The following is a 12983-nucleotide window of genomic DNA, read 5'->3' as shown; positions in this document are numbered from 1 at the left end:
TCCACTCAAACCGTCAGATAGCCGCCATCCACCGGCAACATCGCGCCGGTGACGTAACTCGACATGTCGGAGGCCAGGAACAGCACCGGGCCGATCAGTTCCTCGGGCTTGCCGGTGCGGCCCATCGGCGTATGCGCCATGAAGCGTCCGATGGCCGCCGGATCACTGCGCGTGGCTTCCGTCATCGGCGTGTCGATCACGCCGGGCGCAATGCCGTTCACGCGGATGCCTTCCGGCGCCAGTTCGGCGGCCAGCGCGCGGGTGAATTGCAGCACGGCGCCCTTGCTGGCGGTGTAGGTGGTGGCGCGCGGCCCGGTGGCAAAGGAGTTGATCGAACCGAGATTGACGATGCGGCCTTTCGTCTTGCGCAATTGCGGCAGCAGGGCGCGTGTCACGTTCTTCATGCCGGTAACGTTCACCGTCAGGGTTTCCAGCCAATGCCGGTCGTAATCGGGATCGTCGATGGCAACGCGGCGGATGATGCCCGCGTTGTTGACCAGCACGCTGCAAGCCGCACCCAAAGCGGCTTCGGCCGCGGCGGCAAAGGCGGCGCAGGCTTTTGCATCGCTCACATCCAGCGCGGCCCCGAATGCCTTGCTGCCGGTTGTCGCGATCTCGGCCGCCACGGCCTGGGCCCCGGCACCGTTGATGTCGGCCACCGCCACGGCGGCGCCCGCCCGGGCCAGTCCCAGCGCGATGGCCCGGCCATTGCCCTGGGCCGCGCCAGTGACGACGACAACCTGTCCGGCCAGTAAAGGCTTTTCCATCCGGTTTCCTCCCGCAATTCGTGTATTGCGAACTTATTCGTTATTTCATATAGTCGACTCGACGCGAATGCAAGCGATCCGTTTCGCACGGACGGCTGCATCGCGGTCTTTGGAGGAAACGCCCCGTCCGGACACATAAGGACGGGTCATTCGGTCGGTTTGCAAAACCCCGAGGGAGGGATCATGCGTCAGCTATTTCTCAAGGCAGCGGCCGTGGCCGCGCTGGGCCTTGGCCTTGTCGCGCCGCAGGCGGCGTTGGCCCAGGCCAAGAATTTCGACCTGCAGAGCGTGTTCGGCCTGCAAGTGCCGTCGATCGGCCAGAGCCCGGTGAAATGGGCCGAGCGCGTCGCGCTGATGACCAACAACGAGGTCAAGATCAAGGTGCATGGCGCCGGTGAGTTCGTGCCGCCGTTCGAGGTGTTCGGCGCGGTCTCCAACGGCTCGATCCCGATGGGTTTCGACTGGGTCGGCTACTGGGCCGACAAGATTCCCGTCGCCAATCTGGTCGGCTCGATGCCGTTCGGCCCGAACCCCGAGCTGTTCCTGGGCTGGATGTTCCAGGGCGGCGGTCTGGAGATCATCCAGAAGGCCTATGATCCGCATAACGTGAAGATCATTCCCTGCCATCTCGTCGTGCCCGAGGCCGGCGGCTGGTTCAACAAGGAGATCAAGACGGTCGCCGACATCAAGGGCCTCAACATGCGCATCGCCGGCCTGGGCGCCAAGGCGATGGCCAAGCTGGGCGCCAATGTGCAGCTGGTGCCGGCCGGCGAAATCTTCGTCTCGCTGGAACGTGGCCGCATCGAGGCGGCGGAATTCTCCGCGCCGCAGCTCGATTTCGGTCTCGGCCTGCAGAAGATCGCCAAGCACTACTACTTCCCGGGCTGGCACCAGCCGGCGAGCTGGGACACCATCATCGTCAACATGAATGTGTGGAAGTCGCTGCCCGAGAAGCACCAGAAGGCGATGGTCGAGGCCTGCTACGCCAACATCACCTACAACAGCTACGACCAGATCAACGCCCAGGTCGACGCGATCGAAAAGATCGAGGCGGCCGGCGTGAAGGTGCAGCGTTTCCCCAACGAGGTGCTGGCCGCGCTGCAGAAGGCCTCCACCGAGGTGATGGAGGAAGAGGCCAAGAAGGACGCCCTGTTCGCCGAGGCCTACAAGTCGCTGAGCGCCTATGTGAAGCGCGTCGGCCGCTGGAATGACCTGCAGGCCATTCCGCGCAATTGAGTGTGACCGAGTAAAACGAAAGAGTCCGCGCCGCCGGGTGGCTTGTGCCACCGGCGGCGCGATCCTTCAGGGGAGGGATCGGTGATCGCGCTGCTGAAACGGATCGAGGAAGGCTGCGCCTGGTTCGGGCGGGCCGTCGGCTGGGCCACGCCTATCCTGGTGATCAGTGTCTGCCTCAGCGTGCTGATGGTGCATCTGCGCATCAATACGCTGTTCGAATGGGATTTCACCGTGCCGCTGTTCGGGCACAAGATCACCATGAACGGACTGACCGACCTGCAATGGCATCTGTTCGCCGTGATGGTGATGCTGGGCGGCGTTTATGCCCTGCATACCGACAGCCATGTCAGCGTCGATTTCATCGCCAGCAATTTCACCGAGCGCACGCGCCGCATCATCGTCATCCTCGGTGATATTATTTTCCTGTTGCCGTTCGCCGCCGTGATGACCTGGTTCGCCTGGAAATTCATGGCCTCGGCCTACCTGTCCCATGAAGGCTCGTCCTATGACGGCCTGGCCGACCGCTGGATCGTCAAGGCGGTGATGCCGCTGGGCTTCGGCCTGCTCGGCCTGCTGGGGCTGGCGCGCACCCTGCGCCTGATCGTCCAGCTCATCCTCACCCGTGGCGCCGTCGCCGAGAAAAAGATCGGGGCATAAGGATCACCGTCATGGATTATTTCTGGCCCCTCTTGATGTGCGTTGCCCTGCTGCTGGGCATTTTTTCCGGTTATCCGGTGGCGATCGCGCTGGCCGGTATCGGCGTGATCTTCGCCTTTGCCGCCGACGTGCCGATCATTTTCCTGTCCACCGGCGTGTCGCGCACCTTCTCCGGCATTTTGAGCAACTGGCTGCTGATTGCCGTGCCGCTGTTCGTGTTCATGGGCCTGATGCTGGAAAAATCCGGCATCGCCGAACGCCTGCTGCGCTCGCTGGCCGGCCTGCTCGGGCCGCTGCCCGGCGGCTATGCCTTCGCGGTGGCGATCATCGGCATCGTCATGGCCGCCAGCACCGGCATCATCGGCGCTTCCGTCGTGCTGATGGGCGTGCTGGCCCTGCCGGTGATGCTGGAAAGCCGCTACGACCCGAAACTCGCCACCGGGATCATCGCCTCCACCGGCACGCTGGGCATTCTCATCCCGCCCAGCATCATGCTGGTGGTGCTGGGCGACACCATGCGCATTTCGGTGGGCGACCTGTTCGCCGGTGCCATGATCCCCGGCCTGATGCTGGGTGGACTGTACATCGTCTATCTGGTGTTCCTGGCGATCTTCAGGCCCGAGACCATGCCGCCGCTGCCCGCGCGCGACCGCCTGCCTCTGGGCCAGGCCGCGACGCGGCTGGCGCGCGACCTGATGGCGCCGATGATCCTGATCCTGGTGGTGCTGGGCTCGATCATCGCCGGCATCGCCACGCCCACCGAGGCCGCGGCGCTTGGCGCTTTGGGCGCCTTCCTGCTGGCGCTGGCCTCCCGCCAGCTTACCTGGAAGCAGTTCCTCTCGGTGCTGAATGAAACCACGCGCACCACGGCGATGATCATGTTCGTGATGATCGGCGCCACCATCTTCAGCGTGATCTTCCGCAAGCTGGGCGGTGACGTGATGATTGCCGATGCTCTCGGCGTCGACGAGGCCGGCACCAATCCCTACTGGGTGATGTTCGTGATCATGGCCTTCGTCTTCGTGCTGGGCATGTTCCTCGACTGGGTCGAGATCACCTTCATCGTCATGCCGATCATCGCGCCGATCATGGCCGGACTGGATTTCGGCGGGCTGAGCAAGGAGCAGATCCTGCTGTGGTTCGCCATCCTGTTCGCGGTGAACCTGCAGACGTCCTTCCTCACGCCACCCTTCGGCTATGCCCTGTTCTACATCCGTGGCGTGGCGCCGGCCGAGATCGGCACCAAGATCATCTACAAAGGGATCATCCCATTCGTGATCATCCAGTTGATCGCGCTGCTGTTGTGTATCATGTTTCCGCAGCTGGCCCTGTGGCTGCCGGAACGCCTGTTCGGGAAATAAGGAGTATCCAGCATGTCGAAAGCATTCGCTTCCACCGCCGATATGGAAGACAAGAAGGTCTCCTTCACCCAGCTCGGCGAGGGCCTGTATGCCTTCACCGCCGAGGGCGACCCCAATACCGGCGTGATCGTCGGCGACGACGGCGTGATGGTGATCGACACCCAGGCCACGCCGAAAATGGCCGGCCAGGTGATCGAGCATATCCGCAGAGTGACCGACAAGCCGATCAAGTATGTGCTGCTGTCGCATTACCACGCCGTGCGCGTGCTGGGCGCCTCGGCCTACAATCCGCAGCAGGTGCTGGCCTCCGAGGCGACCCGCAGCCTGATCGTGGAACGCGGCAAGGAAGACTGGGATTCGGAATACGGCCGCTTCCCGCGCCTGTTCCGCTCGGCCGAAAGCATCCCGGGCCTCACCTGGCCGACCATGACCTTCCCCACCAAGTTCACCCTCTACATGGGCAAGCGCCGCGTCGAGATCATGCATCTGGGCCGTGGCCACACGGCGGGCGACACGGTGGCCTGGGTACCCGATGCCGGCGTGCTGTTCTCGGGCGACCTGGTGGAATACCACTCGGCCTGCTATTGCGGCGACGCCCATTTCAAGGACTGGCCCAGGACGCTCGACAAGATCGCCGAGTTCAGCCCGAAAGCCATCGTGCCCGGCCGCGGCGATGCCCTGCGCAATCCGAAGGAGGTGTCCGACGGCCTGTCGCTCACCCGCGACTTCCTCACCACGCTATACGGCTCGGTGTCGGAATCGGCCGCCAAGGGCCTGCCGCTGAAAGAGGCGTTCGATCGCTGCAACGATGCCATGCGGCCGCGCTTCGGCAATTTCGCCATCTTCGAACATTGCCAGCCCTTCAACGTCGCCCGTGCCTATGACGAGGCGCTGGGCCTGGATCATCCGCGTATCTGGACGGCGGAACGCGACCAGGCCATGTGGGCGGCGCTCAACGGGTGATAGGCTGAACGGCTGATGTCGTGCCGCTTGCCGCCGGCCGGTCATGGCCCTAGATGTGGGCCATGACCGATCTCGCCCTGTCCGTCCTCGACCAGTCGATTGCCGTTTCCGGCAGCAGTGAAGACCAGGCCATCCGCGACACCATCGCGATGGCGCGCCATTGCGAGGCCCTGGGCTATCGCCGCTTCTGGGTCTCCGAGCATCACAATCACGAAAGCATCGTCGGCACCGCGCCGGAAATCCTGATCGCGGCGATGGCCGCCGTCACGTCGCGTATCCGGCTCGGCTCGGCCGGCGTGATGCTGCCGCATTATTCGGCCCTGCACGTGGCCGAGCAGTTCCGCGTGCTGGATGCCATCGCGCCGGGCCGCATCGATCTGGGCGTCGGCCGCGCGCCCGGCTCCGACGGCCGCACCGCCTATGCGCTCAATCCCCATGGCGACGGCGGCGAGAGTTTTCCGGCGCAGACGCGCGACCTGCTGCACTGGCTGCATGGTCTGCCGCTGCCCGAGGGCCATGCCTTCCGCAGCATCAAAGCGCATCCGCGCGCCGTCAGCGCGCCGGAGCTGTGGATGCTGGGCAGTTCAGATTACGGCGCGCAGCTCGCCGCCCATCTCGGCCTGCCCTATGCCTTTGCGCATTTCATCACCGACGGGCGCGGCGCCGAGCAGGCGCTGGCGCTGTATCGCCAGAATTTCCGGCCCTCAGCCTTCTGCCCCGCCCCGAAGGCCACGCTCTGCGTCTGGGCGCTGGCGGCCGAAACGGAAGACGAGGCCCGGCATCTGTTCCGCAGCCGCGCGCGCTGGCGGCTTGATCGCAATCGCGGCCTGCTCAAGCAGATCCAGCCACCCGATGCCGTCGAGATCTCAGCCGACGAGCAGCCCGAGATCGACGCGTTATGGCAGCGCAGCTTCGCGGGATCGGCGGCGCAGGTGAGCGAACGCCTGCGCGCCTATGCGCAGACGATGCAGCTTGATGAACTGGTGATCCTGACCTGGACGCATGACCAGGCCGCGCGCCGGCGCAGTTACGACTTGCTGGCGCGCGATTTCAGGCTGGCATGACCGTCAGAAATTGGCGGCCTGGCGCTGGCGCATCGCCAGCGTGAAGGCCACGCGCGCCTCGCGGGCGATGCTGGCATCATGCCCGCGGTCTTCGCTCCCGCCGTCATCGTTGGCATGCTTGGGTCGGATATGCGCCACGCCGTAATCCCCTTCGGCCAGATCGTAGAGCGAGACGACGTAATCCTCGTTCTCCACGATGCGGGCGGCGGGGTCGATCTTCCAGTCGGGAATCAGCATGACGGGTACTCCTTCAACAGACGGAAGAAGCATGTAGGGCGGCGCGGGCCGCGCCGCTGTGACGGAAGCCATAATCCGGGGCAGGAGACGGATTTTTCCGGCCTTGGCTTCGGCCTCGGCGGCTTCACCGGGATTAACGCAGCAAGCAATGACAGGTTCCGTGCCACCGCGATGACAGGTCAGAGGCATCAGCTACATACAAGAACATGCAAGCTAAGGTTTAAGAATTTCATCTGTTACATCCAGAAATAGGCAAAACATATATAAAAAATAGATCAATCTGGCTTTTCCTCCCTCTCAGGGGGAGGAAATCATGGCTTTCCCTTCAGGCGAGATGGACCGGGCCGCCGGGGGAGCGGATCGCATACCGGTCGTTCGGTTCACCACGGCGGGGCTGCCGGCGGGGGACCGTTTTGCCGCCTGGAGCCGTGCGACCTCGGCCCTGTTCGATCTCTGCGCGCCTCATCCGCGGCGTGGCATGGCCGGTTTTTCGGCCTCCCTCACTGCCTATCACTTCGGCGCCTTCCTGCTCTGCCACAGCCGCGCCGATGCCGCCCGCTACATCCGCTCCGCCCAGCGCAGCCGCCTCGACGACCTCGATCACTACCTGATTCATCTGCCGCTGCAGCAGGCGGGCGGTTTCAGTGGCGGCTTCGGCGGCGGTGTCGCGCGTCGCCTGCGGCCGATGGATGTGGGAATCTTCGATCTGGCGCTGCCATCGGCCTACATCGCCGGCGCCGGCGAGACGATCAGTCTGATCGTGCCGCGTGCCGGCCTCTCGCTGCTGCTGCGCAATCCCGACCAGCAGCATGGCCGCATCCTGCGCCGCGACCAGCCGATGGGCGCGATGCTGGCGCAGCATCTCATCGCCCTGAACAGCGTTGCGCCACGGTTCGGCCTGCACGAGGCGATGGCGCTGGCCAACACGGTGCTCGGGCTGATCGCCGTCTGTCTGGGATTCGACATGCCGTCCACGGCCCGCGCGCCACCATCGCAGCAGGCGACAAAGGAACCCGTCGCACGCCGCATCCGTGCCTATATCGAACAGAACCTGCATCGCGAGACGCTGACGCCAGAGCTGATCGTCAAGGAACTGGCGATCTCGCGCAGTCAGCTCTACCGCCAGTTCGAAGCCTTCGGCGGCGTACGCCATTACGTGCGCCGCCGTCGCCTGCGCCAGAGTCTGCTGGCGATTTGCAATCCGCTGCAATCGGGCCAGCGCATCGCCGACATCGCTTATGAAAAAGGCTTCAGCGACGAGGCGCATTTCAGCCGCCTGTTCCGCGATGCCTTCGGCCTCTCGCCGCGCGAGGCGCGGCAGGCGGTGCAGCGTGGCGATGCCGCGCTGCTGGCCGCCGTGCTGCCGCCGGCATCCGCTGCCGCTGCCGGCGAGCAGGCACCTTTCGCCCATTGGATCAGAGAATTGGCGATTGCGTGAGTGCATACAAGAGTACCAATACGCACCATTCCGCCTTTGGGACGCCTGTCCAAGTTTTTGAAACGCTGATCCCGCGACGCTCCTGGACGCTTGCGCTTTGATCACCCGCAAGCGGATAGGGCGCAGGGCACAAGGGATCACCTCCGGATGTGCCGCCTCCCGAACCGCCAGCAGCACCGCTCCGCGTGATCAACGGGGAACGGCTAAGGGGGAGAGCGGAACGTGGCCAACCTGTCTCTGCATCATCTGATCCAAAGCATCGCCGGCGCCGTCGCCGAGGCGCAGGACAAGATCCATCGCTATCAGATTTCCACCGTGCGGCAGTATTTCGACGCCGACAACCGGCCGGTCAGCGTCGATGTGCGGCTGCCCTCCATGGCGCCGGATGCCCAGGACGGCGACGAACGCCTGGTGCGCGTGCCGCTGCTGTCGCTGATCGGTGCGCGGCTGCTCGCCGTCAAGGACATGGAAATCAGTTTCGATGTCGGTCTGGGCGGCCAGCCGGAACCCGGCAAGCCAGAGCCAAAGCTGAGCCCTGCGAAAGCAGCCGATGCCGCCACCGAAGGTGCCAGCGGCAAGGACGACGCGGCGAAGGACGGCCAGGATGCCGCCAAGCCCGATGTCTGGCCCAGCGATACCCATGCGCCTTTAAGCGTCGATATGAGCGCTTCGAAGAATCGTGATGGCGGGCCGATGGCCCACATCACCCTCCGGGTCGAGAGTCAGCCTCCGTCAGAAGGCATGGCGCGGCTGATCCACCATCTCGACAAGTCCATCTAACCAACCAGAGGAGTCCGTTCCATGCCGAATTTCTCAATGGCCGACCAATTCCGCGGCCTGCCCATGGGCGATCTGATCGGCGGTCCGCTCACCGCGGCCTGCGACGCTCAGATCCGCCTGGCCAACGCCACGGCAAACTTCATCAAGGTGATCGGCTTCCTGCCGCCGCCCGCGCCGGCCCAGGGTGCCGTCGCCGATCCGAATGCCGTGGGCGACGTGCGCAACGTCACCTTCAAGTTCGACCGGCCTTCGACCCAGAAGGCTCCGGAGGATGGCGCGGCCACCCTTCCGATGGAGACGGTGGAACTCAGCGTGCCGCTGCTGGCGGTGGTCAAGGTGCCGAACCTGTCGATCAACAAGGTCGACATCACCTTCGACATGGAGGTGAAGAACTCCGAGACCTCGAAGGAAGCCACCGACATGCAGGCGGCGATGGAAGCCCAGGCCAAGATCGGCTGGGGCCCGATCAGCGCCACGGTCAAGATCTCGGGCTCGGTCTCCTCGCACAAGGAGAACACCCGCTCCACCGACCAGTCGGCCAAATACCATGTCGAGGTGCATGCCAGCGACGACGGCATGCCCGAAGGCCTGGCGCGCGTGCTCGACATGATCGCCACCTCGGTCGCGCCGAAGGCGATCACCCAGCACTAAGCCGCGTGCAGGGCAGGTAACGCGTAGGGGGCCTAAACGGCCGGGCTTTTCCGGGAAGGTGTTTCACAATGTTTGATTTGACGGATGTGAGATACGTGAAACGCATCACGGTCGGCAGTACCGACCCGGAAAGGCTGTCGTCGGAAGAGGCCATCCAGGCGGAAGCCGATCTGCTCAACAAATGCCTCGAGCCCACGGCGCGCGGCCGCATCATCGGCATCGAGAAGAATTTCAGCCTGCTCAATATCGGCGAACACCAGGTGGTGCTGCAGGCGATGGTCTATCACATCGGGTTCCCGCGCAAACCCTACTGGCTCGAGGACAAGGCAACGTCATGACGATCCGTCGTCTGGAGGATTTCGCGCGCTCCATCGGCATCGCCTTCGGACTGGCGCACAAACAGACGCGCGGCGGTGCCGAGGCCCAGGTCACCTCGATGGATGTCGATCTGGCTGCCACGCTGGAGCGCCTCGGCCCGAAAGAGGCCGCCGCCACCGGCGGCATGGCCGAACCCGGCGCCTTCGCCCTGCGCATCGGGCGACCGAAACTGCAGACCGTCGACCGCGACGGCAACCTGCTGCGGCTCTCCATCGGCGTGCGCGATGCAGACGGCGAGCAGATCGAGGTGCGGCTGGAAGGCAAGCTGCTCAGCCGCTACGGCCGCACCATCAATGCCGAGACCATCATACAGGGGGAGAAAACCACAGATGGCGAAACGCTCTGACGACACCTTGCTGCTCGTTCTCTCGGACAAGGAGGCATCCATCTTGCGCGACATCGTCGATCCCCCTCTGGCGGCCGGGGACAAGGCCCGCCTGCTCCAGATCACCATCGCGATCCTGCTGCTGTTCGTGCTGGCGGTGATCGCCATCGGCCTGTTCCAGCCCCGGCTGGCCCGCATGATCGCCGAAACCCTGGCGCTGCTGACGAATTGACGCCGCGCCGCCTGATCCAACGCCTGACGATACGGGAGACAAACATGACAAGCACCGCCTTCACCTTCTTCGCCGCCGCCCTGCTGGCTGCGGCACCGGCCCTGGTTCAGCCTGCTCTGGCCCAGCCCTATAACGGCGAATATCGCGGCAGCCTGGAAGATCGTGGCCGCCCGGTGGTGGTGATCCTGAGCCTGGAAACCGCCAAGGCGCCCGGCGATGCCGGCGGACGCATCCGCTTCCAGGAACCCTGGGTCTGCGGTTTCGAGCTGGAATACTCCGGCATCCGCGAAAAGGCCGCGGTCTATTCCTTCAAGGGTTCGGGCGCCGGTGCCTGCCGGCCTTACACCCAGGGTTACGCGCGGGTGCAGAGCGACGGTGCCAACCTGCAGCTTGAACTGGTCGGTGCCGATCGCGGCGCCAGCCAGAAGATCCAGTTGCAGCCGGCGCAGAAGCGCGACTGAAAGCTGCGCGGGCTGGCGCTGATCGCGCCTGACCCGCCGGCCCATCCTTCACGGCACAGGTCGATCCACGGCAACGCGGTTGCGCTTTGCCGCACGGGGATGCCGTGCCCGCAAACAGGCCCGCAATCAGTGAGGTGTTTCATGTGCATCAGCAATTCGGTCGGCAATGGCGGCGTCAATGCGTCCAACGACGTGCGCTGCATCCAGCTTCTGCTCAACATGAACCGCGACCGCTGCGGCCTGGCCAGCGATCTCAAGGTCGATGGCGCCTGGGGCCCCAGCAGCGCCGCGGCGCTCGCCACCTTCTGCAAGGCGATCGGCGCCCGCAGCGACACGCCGGTCACGGCCAACGACGAGATTCTCGTCGCCCTGCGGCGCGGCCTGCCACCCGCCTTGGTGCGGCAGAAGCTGTGGATCATCATGACCAGCGCGCAGGCGGCCAAGATCGACGCCTTCTTCGAGGCCATCCTGGCGACGATGAACCGCTACCAGATCAACACGCCGCTGCGCATGGCGCATTTCCTGGCCCAGATCGCCCATGAAAGCGGCTGCCTGCGCTATACCGAGGAGATCGCCGACGGCGAAGCCTATGAAGGCCGGGCCGATCTGGGCAACACCCAGCCGGGCGACGGGCCGCTGTTCAAGGGCCGCGGCCTGATCCAGCTCACCGGTCGCACCAATTACCGCGAATACGGCAAGGCCTGCGGCAGGAATTTCGAAACCACCGACAAGCCGACCCTGGTGGCCACCGATCCTGACCTTGCCGTGGATGTTGCCGGCTGGTTCTGGGACAGGCGCCAGCTCAACGCCCTGGCCGACCGCGATGACCTGCGCGAGATCACGCGCCGGGTGAATGGCGGCTTCAACGGCCTGGCCGACCGCGCCGATTTCCTGGCGCGGGCCAAGTGGCTGCTGGTGCAGAACGATGCATCGGTCGCGGCCGATACGGCCGCCAAACCGGCAAACGGCGCTGCCTGACGGCTGGCGCAACACGGAATCCGGGCCGCGTGGCGGTGGGGCGCGGCGCCGGCTGAACGGCTGGCATAGCCGGCCATCTCAACACAGGAGGCAGTCATGCCCATCAGTGATTATGTTGATCCGAAAGACAGCGGCAGCCAGTCCGAGATCCTTGCCGTCGTCGGCAACGAGGAGAATGCCGGCGGCATGTGCCTGATGCTCAGCATCAACTGGGCGATCAATTGCAGTCAGCCCGGGGCCAAGGCGCCGAACGCCGTCTGGGCCGACATGCGCGACAACATCAAGAGCAAGGCCGGCCAGGCCTATCTCAAGCAGATCGGCCAGCAGCAGGTCGGCTACACCCGGCATTTCAACACCGGCGGCTGGCTGCAGTCGGCCACCGATCTGGTGGATCTGGGGTCGCGCAAGGCACGCCAGGCGAAAAAACTCACGCCGGATGATTCCTACACCACGAAAACCGGGATGGCCGAACGCATCGTCTCGGGTCTGGCGGCATCCACCACCACGCCGCCGCTGGTGCTGATCATCTTCAAATGCCGGGGCGGTGCCCATGGCATCGCCGCCGCCAAGGTCGGGGATGTCCATTACATCTTCGATCCCAATTACGGCGTGATGATCGTCGATCCGGCGAAGAGCCGTTCGCTGGATGGCGCCACTGCCCGCCTGTTCGACGATTACGGGATCAGCAGCGGCATCGTGGTGTCCATCGTCACCGGCTGATCGCCGGCCGGGCCGCAACGCCGCCGCGCGCTGCGGCCCGCGCCACGCCGATGGATTGCCAGTCGCAATGTGACGCCAGCAGGGAGAAAAGGATGTCGATCAGGGATTATGTTGGTCCGGCGGATGGCGGCTGCCAGGCCGAATTGCTCCGGGTGGCCGGCAATGCGGAGACTGTGGGCGGGTTGTGCCTGATGCTGGGCATCACCTGGGCGATGAATTGCAGCCTGTCCACGGCCAAGACGCCCAGCCTCGTCTGGGGCGCCATGCGCGACAACATCAAAAGCAAGACCGGCCTGCGGTATCTGAGGCAACTCGCCCAGCAGCAGCTCGCCCATACGCGGTTTTTCGCCGCCGGCGACTGGTTTCAGCCCGCCAGCGAACTGGTCGAGCTGGCCTCGCGCAAGGGCCGTCGCGCCTGCCGGCTCGCGCCCGAGGATGGCTTTTCAACGGCTGGCGACATGGCGACGCGCATCCAGCAGGGCCTCAAGGCTTCGGCCGCCTGGCCGCCGATGGTGCTGATCGTCTTCGCCGGCAAGGGCGCCGGCAGCCTTGCCGCCGCCGCTGTCACTCATGGCGGCAAAACGTTTCTGCTCGATCCGCTGCAGGGCGTGCTGGTGGTCGATCCGGCGCGGCTGCAGGCGCTGGATGGCGCCACCGTTGAAATGTTCACGCTCTACAAGATCCGGAAAGGCCTGGTGATCCCGATCGCCTGACCGCCGCCGCCATGCGGCGGTC

The 12983-nt window shown here is 64.9% G+C and carries 17 protein-coding genes; 15 read left to right on the top strand and 2 right to left on the bottom strand.

Annotated features, from left to right (window positions below):
- Positions 1–5: 5 nt before the first annotated feature.
- On the bottom strand, positions 6–767 hold the full coding sequence (locus ACE3OO_RS08185; RefSeq protein WP_374301636.1) for an SDR family NAD(P)-dependent oxidoreductase: 762 nt from the start codon (positions 765–767) through the stop codon (positions 6–8).
- Between the two features lie 183 nt (positions 768–950).
- Here ACE3OO_RS08185 and ACE3OO_RS08180 point away from each other — a divergent pair, with 183 nt between their 5' ends.
- The 5 genes from ACE3OO_RS08180 to ACE3OO_RS08160 all read left to right on the top strand — a co-directional run bounded on the left by ACE3OO_RS08180 (position 951) and on the right by ACE3OO_RS08160 (position 6048).
- The gene (locus tag ACE3OO_RS08180; protein ID WP_374301634.1) at positions 951–2003 is read left to right on the top strand and encodes a TRAP transporter substrate-binding protein; all 1053 of its coding nucleotides are present in this window, start codon (positions 951–953) and stop codon (positions 2001–2003) included.
- Positions 2004–2084: 81 nt separating this feature from the next.
- Positions 2085–2660 (top strand): TRAP transporter small permease subunit, encoded by a 576-nt coding sequence (locus tag ACE3OO_RS08175; RefSeq protein ID WP_374301632.1) that lies wholly within the window; start codon positions 2085–2087, stop codon positions 2658–2660.
- An 11-nt stretch (positions 2661–2671) separates the two neighbouring features.
- Complete coding sequence (locus ACE3OO_RS08170; RefSeq protein WP_374301631.1) at positions 2672–4021, top strand: TRAP transporter large permease subunit; 1350 nt, start codon at positions 2672–2674, stop codon at positions 4019–4021.
- Between the two features lie 12 nt (positions 4022–4033).
- Entirely contained in the window at positions 4034–4984 is a 951-nt protein-coding gene (locus tag ACE3OO_RS08165) for an MBL fold metallo-hydrolase (RefSeq protein WP_374301629.1), read from the top strand.
- 62 nt (positions 4985–5046) lie between these two features.
- The gene (locus ACE3OO_RS08160; protein WP_374301627.1) at positions 5047–6048 is read left to right on the top strand and encodes an LLM class flavin-dependent oxidoreductase; all 1002 of its coding nucleotides are present in this window, start codon (positions 5047–5049) and stop codon (positions 6046–6048) included.
- A gap of 3 nt (positions 6049–6051) precedes the next feature.
- Here ACE3OO_RS08160 and ACE3OO_RS08155 read toward each other — a convergent pair whose 3' ends face one another.
- On the bottom strand, positions 6052–6285 hold the full coding sequence (locus ACE3OO_RS08155; RefSeq protein ID WP_374301625.1) for a hypothetical protein: 234 nt from the start codon (positions 6283–6285) through the stop codon (positions 6052–6054).
- 313 nt (positions 6286–6598) lie between these two features.
- Here ACE3OO_RS08155 and ACE3OO_RS08150 point away from each other — a divergent pair, with 313 nt between their 5' ends.
- The 10 genes from ACE3OO_RS08150 to ACE3OO_RS08105 all read left to right on the top strand — a co-directional run bounded on the left by ACE3OO_RS08150 (position 6599) and on the right by ACE3OO_RS08105 (position 12961).
- Positions 6599–7723 carry a helix-turn-helix domain-containing protein gene (locus tag ACE3OO_RS08150; RefSeq protein WP_374301623.1) on the top strand — a complete coding sequence of 375 codons (1125 nt, stop codon included), beginning with the start codon at positions 6599–6601 and terminating at the stop codon, positions 7721–7723.
- A gap of 222 nt (positions 7724–7945) precedes the next feature.
- On the top strand, positions 7946–8503 hold the full coding sequence (locus tag ACE3OO_RS08145) for a DUF2589 domain-containing protein (protein ID WP_374301621.1): 558 nt from the start codon (positions 7946–7948) through the stop codon (positions 8501–8503).
- Between the two features lie 21 nt (positions 8504–8524).
- Entirely contained in the window at positions 8525–9154 is a 630-nt protein-coding gene (locus ACE3OO_RS08140) for a DUF2589 domain-containing protein (RefSeq protein WP_374301619.1), read from the top strand.
- Between the two features lie 95 nt (positions 9155–9249).
- A complete protein-coding gene (locus ACE3OO_RS08135) occupies positions 9250–9492 on the top strand; it encodes a hypothetical protein (protein ID WP_374301617.1) in 243 nt (80 codons plus the stop codon).
- Positions 9489–9878 carry a hypothetical protein gene (locus ACE3OO_RS08130; RefSeq protein WP_374301615.1) on the top strand — a complete coding sequence of 130 codons (390 nt, stop codon included), beginning with the start codon at positions 9489–9491 and terminating at the stop codon, positions 9876–9878. The genes ACE3OO_RS08135 and ACE3OO_RS08130 overlap by 4 nt, the downstream gene beginning before the upstream one ends.
- Positions 9862–10089, top strand: a complete 228-nt coding sequence (locus ACE3OO_RS08125) for a hypothetical protein (RefSeq protein ID WP_374301613.1) — start codon at positions 9862–9864, stop codon at positions 10087–10089. Before ACE3OO_RS08130 ends, ACE3OO_RS08125 begins: the two co-directional genes overlap by 17 nt.
- Positions 10090–10133: 44 nt before the next feature.
- Positions 10134–10550 carry a hypothetical protein gene (locus ACE3OO_RS08120; protein ID WP_374301611.1) on the top strand — a complete coding sequence of 139 codons (417 nt, stop codon included), beginning with the start codon at positions 10134–10136 and terminating at the stop codon, positions 10548–10550.
- A gap of 141 nt (positions 10551–10691) precedes the next feature.
- Positions 10692–11528, top strand: coding sequence for a glycoside hydrolase family 19 protein (locus ACE3OO_RS08115; protein ID WP_374301609.1), 837 nt, complete (start codon positions 10692–10694; stop codon positions 11526–11528).
- A 96-nt stretch (positions 11529–11624) separates the two neighbouring features.
- Entirely contained in the window at positions 11625–12248 is a 624-nt protein-coding gene (locus tag ACE3OO_RS08110) for a YopT-type cysteine protease domain-containing protein (RefSeq protein ID WP_374301607.1), read from the top strand.
- Between the two features lie 92 nt (positions 12249–12340).
- A complete protein-coding gene (locus ACE3OO_RS08105) occupies positions 12341–12961 on the top strand; it encodes a hypothetical protein (RefSeq protein WP_374301605.1) in 621 nt (206 codons plus the stop codon).
- Positions 12962–12983: the final 22 nt, after the last annotated feature.

Origin of the sequence: Ferrovibrio sp. (genome assembly GCF_041906005.1) — a bacterium.
Lineage (GTDB): Bacteria > Pseudomonadota > Alphaproteobacteria > Ferrovibrionales > Ferrovibrionaceae > Ferrovibrio.
Note: the sequence above shows the minus strand (reverse complement) of the source record. Positions and strands in the feature narration are given on the sequence as shown.